Source organism: Cupriavidus sp. 01L415, assembly GCF_056400065.1.
Genome location: NZ_JBFTSP010000001.1, coordinates 712679 through 731599 on the forward strand (window position 1 = coordinate 712679; position 18921 = coordinate 731599).

General features: G+C 64.9%; 19 protein-coding genes and 1 tRNA gene. 14 read left to right on the forward strand and 6 right to left on the reverse strand.

All coding sequences use genetic code 11. The annotated features are described in order from the left end of the window. Positions 1–15 precede the first annotated feature (15 nt). From boxB to AC1DOX_RS03310, 13 genes are all read left to right on the forward strand, one after another. Positions 16–1443: a benzoyl-CoA 2,3-epoxidase subunit BoxB gene (gene boxB / locus AC1DOX_RS03250; RefSeq protein ID WP_441620559.1), complete on the forward strand. Its 1428-nt coding sequence runs from the start codon at positions 16–18 to the stop codon at positions 1441–1443. A 68-nt stretch (positions 1444–1511) separates the two neighbouring features. After that, complete coding sequence (gene boxA, locus AC1DOX_RS03255) at positions 1512–2774, forward strand: benzoyl-CoA 2,3-epoxidase subunit BoxA (RefSeq protein ID WP_441620431.1); 1263 nt, start codon at positions 1512–1514, stop codon at positions 2772–2774. A gap of 101 nt (positions 2775–2875) precedes the next feature. Further along, entirely contained in the window at positions 2876–3265 is a 390-nt protein-coding gene (locus AC1DOX_RS03260) for an MbcA/ParS/Xre antitoxin family protein (RefSeq protein ID WP_441620429.1), read from the forward strand. Beyond that, positions 3225–3977 (forward strand): RES family NAD+ phosphorylase, encoded by a 753-nt coding sequence (locus tag AC1DOX_RS03265; RefSeq protein ID WP_441620427.1) that lies wholly within the window; start codon positions 3225–3227, stop codon positions 3975–3977. Before AC1DOX_RS03260 ends, AC1DOX_RS03265 begins: the two co-directional genes overlap by 41 nt. A 123-nt stretch (positions 3978–4100) precedes the next feature. Next, positions 4101–4176, forward strand: a tRNA-Met gene (locus tag AC1DOX_RS03270). 217 nt (positions 4177–4393) lie between these two features. Then, positions 4394–4978, forward strand: coding sequence for an NUDIX hydrolase (locus AC1DOX_RS03275; RefSeq protein ID WP_441620425.1), 585 nt, complete (start codon positions 4394–4396; stop codon positions 4976–4978). Positions 4979–5003: 25 nt separating this feature from the next. Further along, positions 5004–5747, forward strand: a complete 744-nt coding sequence (aat, locus tag AC1DOX_RS03280; protein WP_441620423.1) for a leucyl/phenylalanyl-tRNA--protein transferase — start codon at positions 5004–5006, stop codon at positions 5745–5747. Between the two features lie 340 nt (positions 5748–6087). Further along, complete coding sequence (locus AC1DOX_RS03285) at positions 6088–6885, forward strand: arginyltransferase (protein ID WP_441620421.1); 798 nt, start codon at positions 6088–6090, stop codon at positions 6883–6885. Positions 6886–7059: 174 nt separating this feature from the next. Further along, complete coding sequence (locus tag AC1DOX_RS03290) at positions 7060–8103, forward strand: quinone-dependent dihydroorotate dehydrogenase (protein WP_441620557.1); 1044 nt, start codon at positions 7060–7062, stop codon at positions 8101–8103. A gap of 138 nt (positions 8104–8241) precedes the next feature. Further along, a complete protein-coding gene (locus tag AC1DOX_RS03295) occupies positions 8242–9300 on the forward strand; it encodes an aldo/keto reductase (protein WP_441620419.1) in 1059 nt (352 codons plus the stop codon). A 292-nt stretch (positions 9301–9592) separates the two neighbouring features. Further along, entirely contained in the window at positions 9593–10573 is a 981-nt protein-coding gene (locus AC1DOX_RS03300; RefSeq protein WP_441620417.1) for an ABC transporter substrate-binding protein, read from the forward strand. Between the two features lie 200 nt (positions 10574–10773). Then, positions 10774–11670, forward strand: coding sequence for an ABC transporter permease (locus tag AC1DOX_RS03305; RefSeq protein ID WP_441620415.1), 897 nt, complete (start codon positions 10774–10776; stop codon positions 11668–11670). Position 11671: 1 nt separating this feature from the next. Continuing rightward, complete coding sequence (locus AC1DOX_RS03310) at positions 11672–12466, forward strand: ABC transporter ATP-binding protein (protein ID WP_092138137.1); 795 nt, start codon at positions 11672–11674, stop codon at positions 12464–12466. Between the two features lie 172 nt (positions 12467–12638). On the opposite strand, the gene AC1DOX_RS03315 is transcribed toward AC1DOX_RS03310, so the two are convergent. From AC1DOX_RS03315 to AC1DOX_RS03325, 3 genes are all read right to left on the reverse strand, one after another. Continuing rightward, complete coding sequence (locus AC1DOX_RS03315) at positions 12639–12905, reverse strand: hypothetical protein (protein WP_441620412.1); 267 nt, start codon at positions 12903–12905, stop codon at positions 12639–12641. Beyond that, entirely contained in the window at positions 12902–14314 is a 1413-nt protein-coding gene (locus AC1DOX_RS03320) for a LutB/LldF family L-lactate oxidation iron-sulfur protein (RefSeq protein ID WP_441620410.1), read from the reverse strand. Before AC1DOX_RS03320 ends, AC1DOX_RS03315 begins: the two co-directional genes overlap by 4 nt. Positions 14315–14406: 92 nt before the next feature. Beyond that, complete coding sequence (locus AC1DOX_RS03325; protein ID WP_441620408.1) at positions 14407–15144, reverse strand: (Fe-S)-binding protein; 738 nt, start codon at positions 15142–15144, stop codon at positions 14407–14409. A 236-nt stretch (positions 15145–15380) separates the two neighbouring features. Here AC1DOX_RS03325 and AC1DOX_RS03330 point away from each other — a divergent pair, with 236 nt between their 5' ends. Further along, positions 15381–16166, forward strand: coding sequence for an IclR family transcriptional regulator (locus AC1DOX_RS03330; RefSeq protein WP_092138141.1), 786 nt, complete (start codon positions 15381–15383; stop codon positions 16164–16166). 78 nt (positions 16167–16244) lie between these two features. On the opposite strand, the gene pbpG is transcribed toward AC1DOX_RS03330, so the two are convergent. The 3 genes from pbpG to AC1DOX_RS03345 form a co-directional block, all read right to left on the reverse strand. Next, positions 16245–17429 (reverse strand): D-alanyl-D-alanine endopeptidase, encoded by a 1185-nt coding sequence (gene pbpG, locus AC1DOX_RS03335; protein ID WP_441620406.1) that lies wholly within the window; start codon positions 17427–17429, stop codon positions 16245–16247. 163 nt (positions 17430–17592) lie between these two features. Further along, positions 17593–18348 carry a nitroreductase gene (locus AC1DOX_RS03340; RefSeq protein ID WP_441620404.1) on the reverse strand — a complete coding sequence of 252 codons (756 nt, stop codon included), beginning with the start codon at positions 18346–18348 and terminating at the stop codon, positions 17593–17595. 38 nt (positions 18349–18386) lie between these two features. After that, the gene (locus tag AC1DOX_RS03345) at positions 18387–18836 is read right to left on the reverse strand and encodes an acyl-CoA thioesterase (protein ID WP_092138143.1); all 450 of its coding nucleotides are present in this window, start codon (positions 18834–18836) and stop codon (positions 18387–18389) included. Positions 18837–18921 lie beyond the last annotated feature (85 nt).

Genomic DNA, 18921 nt, shown 5'->3' on the forward strand with positions numbered 1-18921 from the left:
GCCAAGGAGACCCGCATCATGAGCATCGACTACAGCCAGAAGATTCCCAATAACGTCAACCTGTCGGACGACCGCGCGCTGCAGCGCGCGCTCGAGCACTGGCAGCCGGCGTTCCTGGACTGGTGGCGCGACATGGGACCGGAGGGGTCGCATCAGTTCGATGTGTACCTGCGTACCGCGGTGTCCGTGGACCCGTCGGGATGGGCGCATTTCGAACACGTCAAGATGCCCGACTATCGCTGGGGCATCTTCCTGCAGCCCGCCGATGCGGCGCGCAAGATCCATTTCGGCGAGCACAAGGGCGAAGCCGCATGGCAGGAAGTGCCGGGCGAGCACCGCGCCAACCTGCGCCGGATCATCGTCACGCAGGGCGATACGGAACCCGCGTCCGTGGAGCAGCAGCGCCACCTCGGGCTGACCGCGCCGTCGCTCTACGACCTGCGCAACCTGTTCCAGGTCAACGTGGAGGAAGGCCGCCACCTGTGGGCGATGGTGTACCTGCTGCACCGCCACTTCGGCCGCGACGGCCGAGAGGAAGCCGAGGCGCTGCTGGGCCGACGGTCCGGCGACGAGGACAACCCGCGCATTCTTGGCGCCTTCAACGAACGTACGCCGGACTGGCTGTCATTCTTCATGTTCACGTACTTCACCGATCGCGACGGCAAGTTCCAGCTCTGCGCCCTGGCGGAATCGGGCTTCGATCCGCTGGCACGCACGACGCGCTTCATGCTGACGGAGGAAGCGCACCACATGTTCGTGGGCGAATCGGGCGTGTCCCGCGTGATCCAGCGCACCTGCGAGGTTATGCGCGAACGCGACATCCAGGACCCCGCCGATGTGCGCGCCGCCGGCGTAATCGACCTGGAAACGATCCAGCGCTACCTGAATTTCCACTACAGCGTGACGATCGACCTGTTTGGCGCCGACCAGTCGTCCAATGCGGCCACGTTCTACAGCGCCGGCCTCAAGGGCCGCTTCGAGGAAGGCAAGCGCGCCGACGACCACGTGCTCAAGAGCGACGTGTACCGGATTCTCGACGTGCGCGACGGCAAGCTGGCCGAGCGCGAGGTGCCAATGCTCAATGCGCTCAACGAAGTACTCCGCGACGACTACATCAAGGATTCCGTGGGTGGCGTGTCGCGCTGGAACAAGGTGATCGAGAAAGCCGGCATTCCGTTCCGGCTGACGGTGCCGCACAAGGCGTTCAACCGCAAGATCGGCACGTTTTCCAACGTGCACGTGTCCCCGACCGGCGAGGTGCTGACCGAAGCCGAATGGCAGGCCAACGAACGCAAGTGGCTGGCCTCGGACGAGGATCGCGCCTTCGTGGCCTCGCTGATGGGCCGCGTCGTGGAACCGGGCCGCTACGCCAACTGGATCGCGCCGCCGGCCGTCGGCATCAACCGTCAGCCCATGGACTTCGAGTACGTGCGCTTTAATTAAGGCAGCCAGCCACACCACAAGACCGCAGGGCCGGGGCGTGTGCCCCGGCCAACAGACGGAGACAAGCCATGGGCGCCCCCGAAATCATCAAGCAGCACCTGATCGATCCGGAAATCTGCATTCGCTGCAACACCTGCGAAGACACATGCCCGATCGACGCCATCACCCACGACGACCGCAACTACGTGGTCAAGGCGGACGTCTGCAACGGCTGCAATGCGTGCCTGTCGCCCTGCCCGACCGGCGCGATCGACAACTGGCGCACGATGTTGAAGGGCCAGGCGTACACGATCGACGCCCAGCTGCTATGGGATGAACTGCCGGACGAGGTGCCGCTGCCGGAGGCCGCCATGGATGCCGCCGCCGCAGCCGACGCGGCCGATGCCGTCATCGGCGCCGCGGCGGAAAGCAGCCGGGGCCCCGCCACGGACGTGCAGGCAGTGGAGACAAGCCGCCACACATCGGCCAGGGCCCCGTGGTCCGCCGCCCATCCTTATGTCAACCTGCACGGGGTGCGCGAGCCCCTGACCGCTACCGTCGCCGGCAACTATCGCCTGACGGCCGAGGACGCATCGAGCGACATCCACCATATCGTGCTGGACTTCGGCAATCACTTCTTCCCGATCCTGGAAGGTCAGGCGATCGGCATCATGCCGCCGGGCACCGATGCATCGGGAAAGGCGCACTACATCCGCATGTACTCGGTGGCGAGTCCGCGCGACGGCGAGCGCCCGGGCTACAACAACCTGGCCCTCACCGTGAAACGCGTGGACCAGGATCATGACGGCAAGCCAGTGCGTGGCGTGGCATCGAACTTCCTGTGCGACCTGGCCAAGGGCGACACCGTCCAGGTGGCGGGCCCCTTCGGCAATACGTTCCTGATGCCGAACCACCGCGAAGCCAGCGTGATGATGATCTGCACGGGCACCGGGTCCGCCCCGATGCGGGCGATGACCGAGCGCATGCGCCGCAACATGGCGCACTTTGGCGGCCGTCGCATGTTGTTCTTTGGCGCCCGCAACCAGCAGGAACTGCCGTACTTCGGTCCCTTGCTGAAACTGCCCAGGGACTTCCTGGATATTCACTTCGCCTTTTCGCGGGATCCGGAGGTGCCGCGCCGATATGTGCAGGACGCCATTCGGGAAGCGGCATCCGAGACGGCCGCGCTGCTGGCGGATCCGAACGGCTACGTCTATATCTGCGGTCTGAAAGGCATGGAGGATGGCGTGCTGGCGGCATTCGCCGAGGTCTGCGCCGCGGCCGGACAATCCTGGCAGGACCTGGAAGCCACATTGCGCGCGGAAGGGCGCCTTCATATAGAGACTTATTGAGCACTTAATCCACCGCTGGCGACCCCGCATCGTACGCGTTTCGCACTTCCCTTCTGAAACTGAGCGCCTATAATGTTTCTCAAGAAACAGGAGCATAGGCGATGCAATCCAGCCATCTTCCGGAGACTGAACCCGTCGGCGGCCCCGACCCCGGCACCACGCTCACCAAGGCCGTCATGCGCGCGGCCGCCTTCCTTGGCATCAGCCAGGCCATCGTGGCCAGCGTGCTCGGCATCAGCACGGCTTCGGTATCGCGCATGGCCTCGGGCGGTTATGTGCTCGATACGCATCGCAAGGAGTGGGAATTCGGTGTGCTGTTCGTCCGCCTGTTCCGGTCGCTCGATGCCATCCTGGGCCACGACGAGCAGGCCCGTCTCTGGCTTACCCATGACAATCTCGCGCTCGGCGGCAAACCGCTGGAGCTGATCCGCACGACTGAGGGTCTCGTACGTGTCGTTCACTACCTGGACGCCACCCGCGGTCGCATCTGAGCGCAAGCCGTTCGCGCTCACGCTATGGCGGGCCGTGGAGGCCCAGCACGTGGTATCGACCATGCCGCTCGTGGACAGCCTGGAAGAGCAGGCGGTGCTGGAGGCGGTGCTCGATGCCGGCAAGCCTGTCATTCCGCCCGACGCCCGCCATCTTCACTACCTGATTTTCACGCCATTCCGTTACCCGCCGTCGCCCTGGGGCTCCCGCTTCCGTGGCGGACAGGACCCGGGCGTGTTCTACGGCGCCGATGCCATCCGCACCGCCTGTGCGGAACTGGGCTACTGGCGCTGGCGCTTCCTGCTGGACAGCCCCGCCTTGCCGCGCATCGACGCACGCGCGCAGACGCTGTTCCAGGTCAGCGTAAAGACTGACGGCGTGGCCCTCGACGCCCCGCCATTCGCCGAGGACGCGGCTCGCTGGACCAACCCCGACGATCACGCGTCCTGCCAGGACTTTGGCCGGATTGCGCGGGAGGCTGGCATCGGCCTGATCCGGTACATGTCCGTGCGCGATCCGGAACGCGGCCCCTGCGCCGCCGTGCTGACGCCGCGCGCGTTCGACCATCCGAATCCGCTGGCCACCACCACCTGGATGCTGACGGTGCGCCGCGATCGTGTGATCTGGCAACGCGATGACCTGCAGCAACGCGAGAGCTTCGAATTCGAAGCCGCCCTGTGGCAGCGCACAACCGAAAGTCCGAAATCAACCTGAACCACGGCGCACGCGCGGCAATCCAACCTAGTAATGACGCACCAGTTGGCGCGTCATTACAGGCTGAGCAAATGAACTGTTGCAATGCGCAAACAGTTGCCATATACTCTCAGCTTCGACGGACGCGGGGTGGAGCAGTTGGCAGCTCGTCGGGCTCATAACCCGAAGGTCGCAGGTTCAAGTCCTGCCCCCGCAACCAACAACCCGTCGTACAGCAAACCCGCCACATGGCGGGTTTTTTGTTGCCCGGTTTTTGTTGTCCTCTGCCGTCCTTTCGCGCATCCCGGGTTGCCCGCTGGTTGCCCATGCGATGCACTGCGTACCCCCTGCGGGATTCGTTCGCACGGCAACATCCACACTGGGGCCGCCGCCCGGCGCGGTGATACACTTGGCGCCATTCCTTCCGGACGCCCCTCATGAAATTCTGCTCGAACTGTGGTCATGCGGTGGTACTGCGCGTACCCGATGGCGACAATCGCCCGCGCAGCGTATGCGACGGCTGCGGCACGATCCACTATGTGAACCCGCGCAATGTCGTCGGCACCATCCCGGTCTGGGAAGACAAGGTCCTGATCTGCAAGCGCGCCATCGAACCCCGCTACGGGTTCTGGACGCTGCCGGCCGGCTTCATGGAGATCGGCGAGACCACGGCGCAGGCCGCCTCGCGTGAGACGCTGGAAGAAGCCGGCGCCCGCGTGCAGGTTGGCGAGCTGTTTTCGATCCTGAACGTGCCGCATGTGCATCAGGTCCATCTGTTCTACCTGGCACAACTGGATGATCTCGACATCGCCCCGGGCGAGGAAAGCCTGGAAGTGAAGCTGGTGGATGAAGCCGATGTGCCGTGGGACGACCTGGCCTTCCCGACCGTCATCCATACGCTGCGCTGCTTCTTTGCCGATCGCGCGGCTGGCAAGCTTGCGGATGGCAGCTTCCGCCTGCATAGCCTCGACATCGACAAGCCGATGCGGCCGCTGACGAGCCGAGCCACCGTTACCCCCTGAGGGCGCCCCGCCCCGCCTCAGACGCATGATCACCTGGCTGGACCCGCAGGACCCGTTTCCGCCCGTCGACCGGGCACTGGGCTCCGCCAGTGACGCGCCCGGCTTGCTGGCCGCAAGCCGCGACCTGTCGCCGCAGCGCCTGCTGCTGGCCTACCGGCAAGGCATCTTCCCCTGGTATTCCGAAGGACAGCCCGTACTCTGGTGGAGCACCGATCCACGCATGGTGCTCGCCCCGCGTGCGCTGAAGGTTTCCGCCTCGCTGCGCAAGACGCTGCGCCGCACGCTGCGCGATCCAGACTGGGAAATCCATGTGGACAACGATTTCCTCGCCGTCATGCGCGCCTGTGCCATGACGCCGCGCGACGGTCAATTCGGTACGTGGATCACCGACGATATCGTCGCCGCCTACGGGGCACTCCACCGCAACGGTCTCGCCCATTCCGTGGAAGCCTGGTATCAGGGCGAATGCGTAGGTGGTCTTTACGGCGTGGCACTGGGCCGAATGTTCTACGGCGAGTCGATGTTTGCCCATCGCACCGATGCGTCGAAGATCGCGCTCGCCGCTCTTTGCGCATTCCTGGACGGCCACGGCGTGACGATGATCGACTGCCAGCAGGAGACCGATCATCTGGCGTCGCTCGGCGCACGGCCGATCGCCCGGTCGGATTTCGTCGCCCACGTGCGCGCCGCCTCCATGCAGCCCGATATCGTGCCGTGGCAGTTCGACAAGTCTGTACTGGCGCAGTGGGCAAGTGGCAACGGCGCGTAGTCCGCACGAGCCAACGCATCGGGACGCGCACCGGCATGCATGCGCGCTCAGCCAAGACATTTCAAGTGGAAGGCGACTCACATTCCGGATCGGCAGACATCTCACCGCGCAGGCTACCGGGCGAGGTTCGTGGAATCGCGGGATTGCACCCTCCGCTTCCTCCATTCTCGCCACGCCCGTCGCGCCCTCAAATTTGCGCACCGCACGTCCCGCTGCAGACGCGCGCGGTTTTGCTCTGATAGACTCCAGACAGGACCCGACCACCGGGCATCGTCCGCCACCCGCCCCCTCGCCCCGCGCGATCTACGGTGACGGCCGCGCCAGGCTTCTATTCGACGTCATGAGCAAGCTCAAGGAACTTCCGCTATCCGCGCTGCAGTTTTATGCGACGGCGCCCTACGCTTGCAGCTACCTGGACGGCCGCATGGCCCGCTCGCAGGTGGCGACGCCCGCTCACCTGATCAACGCCGATGTCTATTCGCGTCTGGTCCGGGCCGGCTTCCGGCGCAGCGGCATCTTCACTTACCGCCCGTATTGCGATGAATGCCGCGCATGCACGCCCTGCCGGGTACTCGTCGACCAGTTCCAGCCGGACCGCAGCCAGCGCCGGGCCTGGCGACAGCACCAGGGCCTGCAGGCGCTGGTGGCGCCGCTGACGTACGTCGAAGAACACTACGCGCTGTACCTGCTCTATCAGTCAATGCGGCACGCCGGCGGCGGCATGGATCAGGACAGCCGCGACCAGTACGAACAGTTCCTGYTGCAAAGCCGCGTCAACTCCCGCCTGGTGGAATTCCGCGAGCCGCCCGGGTCCCCGGAAGCTGGCAGGCTGCGCATGGTCAGCATGATCGATGTGCTCGACGACGGCCTGTCCTCGGTCTACACGTTCTATGACTCGCTGGCGCTGGGTACCAGCTATGGCACCTACAACATCCTCTGGCAAATCAACCAGACGCGTGAACTGGGCCTGCCACACCTGTACCTCGGCTACTGGATCGCCGACAGCCGCAAGATGGCGTACAAGGCGCGTTTCCGCCCCCTGCAGGTGCTGACCGGCAACCAGTGGCACGCATTCGAGGGCGACGCCGCCACCCCCGTGCCCCCCACCCGACCGGAGCCAGGCCCCGCGCAGGAATAGCGGACACCGTCGCAGCCTCACGTCTCGCCGGCAATTCGACGGGCCATTCGACGGGCGGCACAACTGGCCGGTCGACAGACACCCCACTGCGTCGACGGGCCGCCACCGTCCGCCAGCCGCTACAATGCCGCCTTGGCTCAGACTCCACGCCGGCCGCGGCCGCGCCCCACCCTCGTGCTCAACGCGCTCTATCCCCTGTTTCGTCCCGCCCTCTTTTCGATGGATGCGGAAGACGCCCACCATTTCACCCTGAACAACCTGATGCGCGCCCAGCGCATGGGTCTTGCCGGTTGCATCGGCAACGCGATTGCCGACGATCCGCGCACCGTAATGGGCATCCGCTTCCCGAATCCCGTCGGCCTGGCTGCCGGCCTGGACAAGGATGGCGCCTATATCGACGGCCTGGCCGCATTCGGCTTCGGCTTCATCGAAGTCGGCACGGTCACCCCGCGCGCGCAGCCGGGCAACCCGCGTCCGCGCATGTTCCGCCTGCCGCAGGCCGATGCGCTGATCAACCGCATGGGCTTCAACAATGGCGGCGTCGACGCCTTTATCGCCAATGTCAGCGCATCGCGCTGGAAGGCGGAGGGCGGCGTACTGGGGTTGAACATCGGCAAGAACGCCGATACGCCGATCGAACGTGCGGCAGATGACTACCTGCACTGCCTGGAGCGCGTCTACCCGCACGCCAGCTACGTCACGGTGAACATCTCGTCGCCGAACACCAAGAACCTGCGCCAGTTGCAAGGCGCGAGCGAGCTGGACAGCCTGCTCTCCACGCTCAAGGCGGCGCAGCAGCGCCTGGCCGACCAGCACAAGCGCTATGTGCCCGTGGCGCTGAAGATCGCGCCGGACCTGGACGACGACCAGATCGGCAACATCGGCGACGCGCTGGTGCGCCACAAGATCGACGGCGTCATCGCCACCAACACCACGATCTCGCGCGATGCCGTCAAGGGCCTGCCGCACGCCGAGGAAGCCGGCGGCCTGTCGGGCCGGCCCGTGTTCGAAGCCTCCACGCGCGTGGTGCGCGGCCTGCGCGCCGTGGTCGGCGAAGCGGTGCCGATCATCGGCGTGGGCGGCATCTTCGGCGGCGCCGATGCCCGCGCCAAGATCGACGCGGGCGCGCAGCTCGTGCAGGTCTACAGCGGCCTGATCTACCGCGGCCCCGCGCTGGTGCGCGATTGCGCCGCCGCGCTGCGCGGCCAGCGCATTTGAGGCATGCTGACGGCCGACCGGGTTGCCTCCCCGCCCGGTCCGGCGCGCCGTCCGGTATTCCGGTATGCCTGAGGGACAAGAAACGGGCGCAAAGGGCACAAGGGGGATAGGCGACAGCGGATAGCAGGGAGAAAAGATATGGAAAAGATCCGACTCGGCCGCAGCGACCTCGAGGTCTCGCGCATCTGCCTGGGCACCATGACCTTTGGCGAGCAGAACACCGAGGCCGAGGGCCATAGCCAGCTCGACTACGCGCTCTCGCGCGGCATCAACTTCATCGACACGGCCGAGATGTACCCGGTCAAGCCGCGCGCCGAAACCTACGGCAGCACGGAACGCATCATCGGCACCTGGCTGAAGACGCAGCCGCGCGACCGCGTGGTGCTGGCCAGCAAGGTGGCCGGCCCGGCGCGCAATCCGTGGATCCGCAATGGCGGCGACTTCACGCCGGACAGCATCCGCGCGGCAGCGGAAGATTCGCTCCGGCGCCTGCAGACGGACCATATCGACCTGTACCAGATCCACTGGCCGGCCCGCAACGCGCCGATCTTCGGCCAGAAAAGCTTCAACCCGGACGCCGAGCGCGCGTGCCCATCGGTCGCGTCGCAACTGGAAGCCATGAGCGACCTGGTGCGCGCCGGCAAGATCCGCTACGTCGGCGTGTCCAACGAAACGCCGTGGGGGGTGGCCGAGTTCATCAAGCAGGCCGAACTGCACGGCCTGCCGCGCATCCCGACCATCCAGAACCCCTACAATCTGCTCAACCGCAGCTTCGAGCAGGGACTGGACGAAGCCTGCTTCCGAAGCGACGTCAGCCTGCTGGTCTACAGCCCCCTCGGCTTTGGCCAACTGACCGGCAAGTACCTGACCGGCGATGCGCGGCAACCCGTCTTCAACCCGGATGCAGTGGGCCGCCTGACACGTTTTTCCGCCGACTGGAGCCCGCGCTACATGCGCCCGGAGACGATCGCGGCAGCCGCCCGGTACGTCGAACTGGCGCGCGCGCATGGCATGTCGGGCGCCACGATGGCGCTGGCCTGGGCCTATTCGCGCTGGTTCGCCGCCAGCACGATCATCGGCGCCACCAACCTCGGGCAGCTCAGGGAAAACATCGATGCGTGGGACGTGAAACTGCCGGACGAGGTGGTAACGGCCATCCAGCGCATTCACGCCGAAATCCACAATCCGGCGCAATAATTTGCGGCACGCCTCGCCCCTTGAGGCGTTTTTCAGCAGGATATGCCGCCGCGCAGCACTAAAAGAGAGCCACCGGCGCGGCGAAAATGGTATCCTCCCAGCCTTCTCGTCGTCGTATCCGATGCGACCACGCACGCCTCCGTCCTGCCGCCGGGCGCGATGCGTCCGCCAAGGACCGGCCGGGTTGCCCCGCGGTACGCCTTGACGTCCCGGCGGCTACCTGCCCAGGACGACGGTCCTATGACCCATCGCGGCTGACCAAAGAACCGATCCTTCGGGGGAGAACAATTACATGCTGCGTCTCAAGGCATCCACCCAAACCATTCTCGGCAGCGCGGTCGCCCTGGCCCTGCTCTATGGCGGCGCCGTACAGGCCCAGACCGCCCCGACCGTGAAGGTCCTGTCGATCGTCGATCACCCCGCGCTCGACGCCATCCGCGACGGCGTGCGCGACGAACTGAAGGCCGCCGGCTACGACGCCGACAAGAACCTGAAGTGGGAATACCAGAGCGCCCAGGGCAACACCGGCACCGCCGCCCAGATCGCCCGCAAGTTCGTGGGCGACCAGCCGAGCGCGATCGTGGCCATCGCCACCCCCTCGGCCCAGGCCGTGGTGGCTGCCACCAAGGCCGTGCCCGTGGTGTACTCCGGCGTGACCGATCCCGTGGCCGCCCAGTTGGTCAAGGGCTGGGGCGCGTCGGGCACCAACGTGACCGGCGTATCGGACAAGCTCCCGCTGGACAAACAGGTTGCCCTGATCAAGCGCGTGGTGCCCAAGGTCAAGACCGTGGGCATGGTCTACAACCCGGGCGAAGCCAACTCGGTCGTGGTGGTGAAGGAACTGAAGGAGATGCTGGCCAAGCAGGGCCTGGCGCTCAAGGAAGCCGCCGCCCCGCGTACGGTCGACATCGGTCCGGCCGCCAAGAGCCTGATCGGCAAGGTGGACGTGATCTACACGAACACCGACAACAACGTGGTGTCCGCGTATGAGGCGCTGGTGAAGGTGGCCAACGAGTCGAAGATCCCGCTGGTGGCCGCTGACACCGACAGCGTGAAGCGTGGCGCCATCGCCGCGCTGGGCATCAACTATGGCGACCTTGGCCACCAGACCGGCAAGGTCGTGGTGCGCATCCTGAAGGGCGAGAAGCCGGGCGCGATTGCCTCGCAGACCTCGGACAATCTCGAGTTGTTCGTGAACACGAGCGCCGCCGAAAAGCAAGGCGTGACGCTGGCCCCGGACCTGGTGAAGGAAGCCAAGACCGTTATCAAGTAAGACCCGCTGCAGTTGCCATGCGACGGCGGAACCTCCGTCGCATGGCCTGACGCGCCCCCGTGGCCCTATCCGGGCCAGCCCGGACGCCACGACGCACCGCCCGACCGGGCCGCCGCCGTGTCACCCGAATCCGGCACCCGCCAGCCCGCCACCAACCCGACGCGCGGGCACCGGACCGGAACCCGCAACAGGATTTCCCCATGTCCCTCTTTTCCCTTCTGGGCGCCCTGGAGATCGGCCTGATCTTCAGCCTCGTGGCCCTCGGGGTGCTGATCTCGTTCCGCATCCTGAACTTCCCCGACCTGACCGTCGACGGCAGCTTCCCGTTGGGCGGCGCCGTGGCCGCCACGCTTATCTCCGCCGGCCAGGACCCGTTCCTGGCCACGCTGGTGGCGATTTTCGCCGGCGCGCTGGCGGGCTTCATCACCGGCTGGCTGAACGTGCGCCTCAAGATCATGGATCTGCTCGCCAGTATCCTCATGATGATCGCGCTGTACTCGGTCAACCTGCGCATCATGGGCCGCCCCAATGTCCCGCTGATCACCGAGCCGACGATGTTCACGATCCTGCAGCCCGAGTGGATGCCGGATTACGTGCTGCGTCCGCTGGTGCTGTTCGTGGTCGTCGTGGTGGCGAAGATCGCGCTGGACTGGTTCTTCTCCTCGCAGCTTGGCCTGGCCATGCGCGCGACGGGCGCCAACCCGCGCATGGCGCGTGCGCAGGGCGTGCCGACCGGCCGTGCCACGCTGGCCGGCATGGCGCTGTCCAATGCCCTGGTGGCCCTGGCCGGCGCGCTGTTTGCGCAGACACAAGGCGGTTCCGATATCTCGATGGGTATCGGCACGATCGTGATCGGCCTGGCCGCGGTCATCATCGGCGAGACGATCCTGCCGGCGCGCCGCCTGGTCCTCGTAACGCTGGCCGTGGTGCTGGGCGCCATCCTCTATCGATTCTTCATCGCGCTGGCGCTGAACACGGAGTTCATCGGCCTCAAGGCGCAGGATCTGAACCTGGTGACCGCTGCACTGGTGACGCTGGCCCTGGTGCTGCCGGCCACGCGCAAGAAGCTGTTTGCCCGCAAGAACGGAGGTGCCTGAGATGCTGCGCGCACAAGACCTGAAGCTGACCTTCAACCCGGGCACACCGATCGAAAACCGTGCGCTGCGCGGCCTGAACCTGGAAATCCCGAGCGGCCAGTTCGTGGCGGTAATCGGCTCCAACGGCGCCGGCAAGTCGACCTTCCTCAATGCGATCAGCGGCGACCAGATGGTCGATAGCGGCCGCATCACGATCGACGATACCGACGTGACGCGCCAGCCCGCCTGGGATCGCGCCCACCTGGTAGCACGCGTGTTCCAGGACCCGATGGCCGGCACCTGCGAGGCGCTGACGATCGAAGAAAACATGGCGCTGGCCATGGCGCGTGGCTCGCGGCGCGGTTTCCGCCCGGCGCTGAACAAGGCATCGCGCGAACTGTTCCGCGACAAGCTGCGCCTGCTGAACCTGGGGCTGGAAAACCGACTGACGGACCGGATCGGCCTGCTGTCCGGTGGTCAACGGCAGGCGGTCAGCCTGCTGATGGCATCGCTGCAGCCGTCGCGCATCCTGCTGCTGGATGAACATACGGCGGCACTGGACCCCAAGACCGCGGCCTTCGTGCTGGAACTGACGGCGCGCATCGTGGAAGACAGCAAGTTGACGACGATGATGGTGACGCACTCGATGCGCCAGGCGCTGGACTACGGCCAGCGCACCGTGATGCTGCACCAGGGCCAGGTCGTGCTGGATGTGTCTGGCGATCAGCGCAAGGGGCTCGACGTACCTGACCTGCTCAAGATGTTCGAGCAAACGCGCCACGAGCAACTGGACGACGACGCACTACTGCTGGGCTGACGCCGCGCCTGCCGCGCAGATGGCACAGGTCGCGCGTGGGGAACGGGCGACAGACAGGCGGATAGACAGACAGGCAACAAGAAAGGGCTGGCATGTGCCAGCCCTTCTTTCATCCGGGGGGGCCATCGACAATGCCCAGGATCGTCGCCCCGGGCCGCGCCGCGGCGCTCATTCAGACCGTGGCAGCCTTATCGATCCACCGCTTCAACTGATCCGTCACGGCAGTGCTGGAGAACGAACAACTGTCCTGCGCAAACACGGCCGACATCTCCATCCGGCGCAGCAACTCCTCCATCGCCTGGCCGAACACCGGGGGCAATGACAATCCGCTGGCCGAGCCGCGCCACGTGGCCACGAGATCCGCGACCGGCAATGCGCCGGCCAGATGTTGGTCCAGCGCCGCCCGCATGGCAGCCAGCGACTCCTGATTCGCGCTCATGACCGCGCCCTCCTTTCCTTGTAAAGCTCGCGGAACGTCCGGCCGGCCGGCGCCGGCATGTCCCGGGTGTCCGTCCAGCCCTTGCCGACCATCGGCAGGCTGGCGATGAGCTTGCTGCGCCCGCCCATGCGCGCCAGGATCCGCGCCCCCATCCGGGTCGCGAACGCATAAAGTTCGGGCCGTCGGGCGATGTACCCCCAGACCTGCAGCGCTGCGCGTTCCTGCCACGGCCGCAAGCCGCGCTCCATCTGCTTTTCGCGCAGCTTGCGCAACAGGTCCGACAACGGAATCGACGCCGGACACACGCGATTGCATTCGCCGCACAGTGTCGCCGCCTGCGGCAGGTCCAAGGCGTTGGCCAGCCCCACATAGCTCGGCGTCAGGACGCTGCCCATCGGACCAGGATAGACCCAGCCATAGGCGTGGCCGCCGATCTTCTGGTAGACCGGACAATGATTCATGCAGGCGCCACAGCGAATGCAGCGCAGCATCTCCTGGAATTCGCCGCCGATCAGCCCACTGCGGCCGCCATCGACCAGCACGAAGTACATGTGCTCGGGACCGTCGCGCTCACCCTCGGCGCGCGGCCCGGTGAGAATCGAGAAATAGTTCGAGATGGCCTGCCCCGTCGCCGAGCGCGGCAGCAGCCGCATCACGGTGACCAGGTCTTCCAGCGTCGGCAACACTTTCTCGATACCGGTCACGGCCACGTGCACCCGCGGCATGATTGTGCACATGCCCTCGTTGCCCTCGTTGGTCACCACCGCCACCGAGCCCGTCTCGGCAATGATGAAGTTGCCACCCGTCACCCCCATGTCGGCAGAGAGGAACTCGGGCCGTAGCACCTCGCGCGCCTCGCGCGTCATCTCGGAGATGTCCGTCAGGCGCGGCTTGTTGTGGACCTTGGCAAAGAGATCGGCAATCTCATCCTTGTCCTTGTGGATCACCGGCGCAATGATGTGCGACGGCGGCTCGGCATCGTTGATCTGCAGGATGTACTCGCCCAGATCGGTCTCGATACTCTGCACACCCATCTCGCCCAGCACCTGGTTCAGGCGCATCTCCTCGGTCACCATCGACTTGCTCTTGATGACCTTCTTCACGCCGTGGTTCCGGGCGATCTCGGCCACGAGCTTCGCCGCGTCGGCCGTGGTTTCGGCAAACAACACCGTGGCGCCACGGCGCGTGGCGTTTTCTTCGAACGTCGCCAGCCACACGTCCAGATTTTCCAGCGCGCGATTGCGACGCTCTTTCAGCGCGGCACGCGTGGCATCGAAATCGATGTCGCGAATGGCATCGGCCCGCGCCGTCACGAATTTGGTGGAGAGCTTCTTGAGGTTCTGCTGCAGGCGCTGGTCGGCCAGCTTCTGGCCGGCACGTGCCTTGAATTCCATGCTGTGAACTTGCATCGCGGGAGCTCGCTTGGTGCTGTTCGCTTGGTTAGGGGTTCGCCTTGGGGAATCGCCTTGGGGGATCGCCTTCTGGCCACAAGGAGTCGTCGTCAGGCGTCGCCGGCAAGGACCTGGGCGATATGGAGCACGCGCGTGCGCGTATCGCCGGACCTGCGCAGCCGCCCTTCGATATTGAGCATGCAGCCCAGGTCGCCCAGCACTACGGCATCGGCGCCGCTGGCCTGGATGTTGGCGCACTTCTCGTCGACGATGGCCGTGGAAATGTTGCCGTACTTGACCGAGAACGTCCCGCCAAAGCCGCAGCAGGCCTCGCAGTCCTTCATCTCGGTCAGTTGCACACCGGGCAGCTTGCCCAGCAGCGCGCGCGGCTGCTGCTTGACACCCAGCTCGCGCAGACCCGAGCAGGAGTCGTGGTAGGTGATATGGCCAGCGAAACTGGGACCAAGCGAGGCATCCAGCGCCTCGATCTTTGCCACATTGACCAGGAAATCGGTCAACTCGTACACGCGCTCGCGCAGGCGCTCATAGCGGCCGTGGAGTTCGGGATCGTCGCGCAGCAAGTCCTGGTAGTGGTGGCGAATCATGCCCCCGCAGGAGCCGGACGGCACCACTACGTAGTCGAACATTTCGAATTCGCGCAGGAATTTCTCGGCGAGGTCCCGCGACACGACGCGTTCGCCCGAGTTGTACGAGGGCTGTCCGCAGCAGGTTTGCGCCTCCGGCACCATCACCTCATAGCCCGCGGATTCCAGCAGCTTCAGCACGGAAAACCCGATCTCCGGCCGCATGAGGTCCACCAGACAGGTGGCGAACAGTCCGATTCGCATCGCTTCCCTTTTTCCAGACCCGAAACCTCGCAATTATGCGCCTTCGGCCCGTTGCTGCGGGCAGCACGCGCCGCAAACTTGTTCAGCGTGATACACAACACCGCTCATGCACGCGCCGGCCATTTGCTACCCCACCCGAGGATGACCTCGGTAATCACATTTCATCTATTGAAATTTTCACGATGTGAGATAGAATCAGGCAACCGCTTAATTTGCCGCACGGCAACATTTTCCCTATGGCAGAAGCAGACAAGTCACCCGGCAAGACTTCAATCCAGGTGATCGAACGCATGATGACGCTGCTGGACGCACTGGCCCAGCACGCGGATCCCGTCAGCCTGAAAGAACTCTCCCTGGCCACCGGCCTCCACCCTTCCACCGCCCACCGTATCCTGAACGACATGGTGGCGTGCCGGTTCGTAGACCGATCCGATCCGGGAAGCTATCGGCTGGGCATGCGACTGCTGGAACTGGGCAATCTGGTCAAGGCGCGCCTGTCGGTGCGCGACGCGGCCTTGGCGCCGATGCGCGCGCTGCACCGCGTCACAGGGCAGACCGTCAACTTGTCCGTGCGGCAGGGCGACGAGATTGTCTACATCGAGCGCGCCTACAGCGAACGCTCCGGCATGCAAGTGGTGCGCGCCATCGGCGGACGCGCGCCGCTGCATCTGACATCGGTCGGCAAGCTGTTTCTGGCCGCCGACGAATCGGCCCGGGTGCGAAACTACGCCACGCGCACCGGACTGGCTGGCCATACGCGCACATCGATCACGGATATCTCCAAGCTTGAGCGCGAGCTGAGCTGGGTGCGTACCAACGGTTATGCCCGCGACAACGAGGAACTGGAACTCGGCGTGCGCTGCATCGCGGCCGGCATCTATGACGACTCGCGGCGCCTTGTGGCGGGCCTGTCGCTGTCAGCCCCCGCGGACCGCCTGCAGGACAGCTGGCTGCAGAACCTCAAGGACACCGCACTGCAGATCTCTCGCGGCATGGGCTACGTTGTCGAAGCCGCTGCCTGACTCCCCCCTGCGGACCATAAAAAAACGCGCCGTCGGACTTCTGCCCGCGGCGCGTTTTCAATTGGCTGCGGCGACCTGTCAGGTGCCGCGTGCCTGCTGCGAGACCAGGATCGCCTGAGGCGTGTGGGGACCCTGCGTAAGGTTTGGGGATGACGGGAACGGACGCTGCTGCGTCGGCGTTGCCGGCGAATGCTCAAGCCAGTTGCGCACGCGCGTGGCATCGGCAAAGCGCGACAGCTTCCCCACGGAATCCAGGAACACCATCACCACGTTGCGATCGTTGACGCGCGCCTGCATCACCAGGCATTGGCCCGCTTCCGAGATGAAACCGGTCTTCTGCAGGCCGATCTCCCAGTTGCCGCCGCGCACCAGGCGATTGGTGCTGACGTAGTGCTGCGTGCGGCCCAGGACGTTCACTTCGTGTTCGGTCTGGGTCGAGAACTCGCGGATGGTCGGGTTGCGATACGCGGCATTGACCAGGCGGGCCAGATCCATCGCGCTCGAGACGTTGCTGCTGGACAAGCCACTGGAATCCACGAAGTGGCTGTCATTCATGCCGAGCTCGCGTGCCTTGCGGTTCATCGCCCCCACAAATGCCGGCAGGCCGCCCGGGTAGCTGCGACCCAGCACCGACGCGGCACGGTTTTCCGACGACATCAGCGCCAGCAGCAGCAGCTCCTGGCGGGTCAGCTGCGTGCCAAAGCGCAGGCGCGAGCTGCTGTGCTTCTCGGTATCGCGATCTTCCTCGCTCACCGTCAGCACTTCGTCCATCGGCAGATGCGAATCCATCACCACCACGGCCGTCATCAGCTTGGTGATCGAGGCGATCGGCAGCACGGCAGTCGGATTTTTCTGGAACAGCACCTCATTGGTGTTCTGGTCCATCACCAGCGCCACGGAGGAACGCAACGCAAGTGCGTCTTCCGTATCGCGCAGGCCCATGGACTCGGCCAGCGACGGCTTGGCTGGCACGAAGACGGCTCGCACTGGCGCCGCGCGGCTGGCGACCACGGTGCGCTTGCCGCCCCGCAGGACGATCACCTTTCGTGACGGTGCAGCCTCCGCTTGCGCGGTCGCAACCTTTTTAGAGGATTTGGTAGCTTTTACTGGCTTTTTTGCCGAGGTTTTCGTCGCAGTCGACTTCGTCGCTGCGTACGTGGCCGGCGCGGCCAGCAAAGCAACAGACACCAGCGCGGTCGTCGCGATGGCGGTCAGTTGGGAGAGGCCGAAGAGTCGGGGCATATTAGGGTCGGACCGGAACATGATTCTGTTCAGCGCGGCATAGGAATTGCGCTAGTTTAGGAAAATAACAAATTGTTAGCAAGATTAATGACTTACGAAGCCTCTTTAAAGTTCGATTCGCATACATTTCCACATTACGGGAAATGAGACGATTAGATCATTCCTCAAAACCACACTTTCGTCATCACGACAGGAAACGCGCGAACCCACTGACCGGTTCACGCTCCGTTTTCAGTTGGTTGGCGGTGGCCTCCGGGTCGGCGTAACCCAGCGACATGCCACAAACGACCATTTCGTCCTCGGTCAGCCGCAGTTGCCTGGCCAGGACACTATGAAATTGAGTGAAGGCGGCTTGCGGGCATGTGTCCAGTCCGCGTGCACGCGCCGCCACCATGATGCTTTGCAGGAACATGCCGTAGTCAAGCCAGCTGCCCTGCTCCAGGATCCGGTCGATCGTGAAGATCAGGCCGACCGGTGCGTCGAAGAAACGGAAATTGCGGGCATGCTGCTCGTGCATGGCCGCCTTGTCCTCGCGGGTGATCTGCAGCAACCCGTACAGGTCCCAGCCCACCTTGCGGCGCCGGGCGAGGTACGGATTGACCCACTCGCGCGGGTAGTACGGGTATTCCTCGCGATACTTGTCATCGCGCTCGGGATCGTCGTAGGCGGCGAGCACATCGGCGCACAACCGCGCCTTGGCATCCCCTGACAGTACATAGACCTTCCACGGCTGGACATTGGTGCCGGACGGCGCGCGGCTGGCTACAGCCAGGATCTCCTCCACGGTTTCGCGTGGCACGGGGGTGTCCAGGAACGCACGGATCGACCGGCGCGTGGTGATGGCGCGATCGACGATCGCGGCGGCATCGGTCACGGACGTATCGCCATTGGCCGCGGTGGCCTCAAGGGTTGCGCGAATGGCGTTACCGGGGTTGAACATGCTCTTTCGTCTCCAGGTTTTGTACGGTTGCACACGCTTCAGGCTGACGCCTGGCCTTGCATCACCAGCGGCTCCAGCGCCTGCCGCAATGCCTGCGGCAATGGCACGGGGCGCCGCGTCTCGCGATCGACGTAGACGTGCACGAAGTGCCCCTGTGCCGCTGCGACGTCGTCGTCATTGCGGAACAGCCCCACTTCATAGCGCACGCTCGAATTGCCGAGTCTTGCTACACGCAGCCCCGCCACGACCGTATCCGGGAAGGTCAGCGATGAGAAATAGTTGCACTGCGTCTCGATCACCAGACCGATGGTGGCGCCCGACTCGATGTCGAGCGCGCCCGCCCGGATCAGGTACGTGTTAACGACCGTATCAAAATAACTGTAGTAGACAACGTTGTTAACGTGGCCATAGACATCGTTATCCATCCAACGCGTCGTGATGGGCTGGAAGTGCGCAAAGGCACTGCGGCGATCGGGTTCTGGCTTCATGGCGGGTCAGAGAACGTTCGTCTGGGTCTGTCTTTGGGGCCGATCGGCGGTTTTCCGTACCTTGTTGGTGGCTTGGCGGTGCCTT

Bases quoted from the DNA above. Each gene is read 5' to 3' on its own strand.
- AC1DOX_RS03340 (WP_441620404.1), bottom strand. From the start codon at position 18,348: ATGTTCAACCCCGGTAACGCCATTCGCGCAACCCTTGAGGCCACCGCG.
- AC1DOX_RS03325 (WP_441620408.1), bottom strand. From the start codon at position 15,144: ATGCGAATCGGACTGTTCGCCACCTGTCTGGTGGACCTCATGCGGCCG.
- boxA (WP_441620431.1), top strand. From the start codon at position 1,512: ATGGGCGCCCCCGAAATCATCAAGCAGCACCTGATCGATCCGGAAATC.
- AC1DOX_RS03275 (WP_441620425.1), top strand. From the start codon at position 4,394: ATGAAATTCTGCTCGAACTGTGGTCATGCGGTGGTACTGCGCGTACCC.
- AC1DOX_RS03320 (WP_441620410.1), bottom strand. From the start codon at position 14,314: ATGCAAGTTCACAGCATGGAATTCAAGGCACGTGCCGGCCAGAAGCTG.
- AC1DOX_RS03330 (WP_092138141.1), top strand. From the start codon at position 15,381: ATGGCAGAAGCAGACAAGTCACCCGGCAAGACTTCAATCCAGGTGATC.
- AC1DOX_RS03305 (WP_441620415.1), top strand. From the start codon at position 10,774: ATGTCCCTCTTTTCCCTTCTGGGCGCCCTGGAGATCGGCCTGATCTTC.
- AC1DOX_RS03310 (WP_092138137.1), top strand. From the start codon at position 11,672: ATGCTGCGCGCACAAGACCTGAAGCTGACCTTCAACCCGGGCACACCG.
- AC1DOX_RS03295 (WP_441620419.1), top strand. From the start codon at position 8,242: ATGGAAAAGATCCGACTCGGCCGCAGCGACCTCGAGGTCTCGCGCATC.
- AC1DOX_RS03300 (WP_441620417.1), top strand. From the start codon at position 9,593: ATGCTGCGTCTCAAGGCATCCACCCAAACCATTCTCGGCAGCGCGGTC.
- AC1DOX_RS03345 (WP_092138143.1), bottom strand. From the start codon at position 18,836: ATGAAGCCAGAACCCGATCGCCGCAGTGCCTTTGCGCACTTCCAGCCC.
- aat (WP_441620423.1), top strand. From the start codon at position 5,004: ATGATCACCTGGCTGGACCCGCAGGACCCGTTTCCGCCCGTCGACCGG.
- AC1DOX_RS03260 (WP_441620429.1), top strand. From the start codon at position 2,876: ATGCAATCCAGCCATCTTCCGGAGACTGAACCCGTCGGCGGCCCCGAC.
- AC1DOX_RS03315 (WP_441620412.1), bottom strand. From the start codon at position 12,905: ATGAGCGCGAATCAGGAGTCGCTGGCTGCCATGCGGGCGGCGCTGGAC.
- pbpG (WP_441620406.1), bottom strand. From the start codon at position 17,429: ATGTTCCGGTCCGACCCTAATATGCCCCGACTCTTCGGCCTCTCCCAA.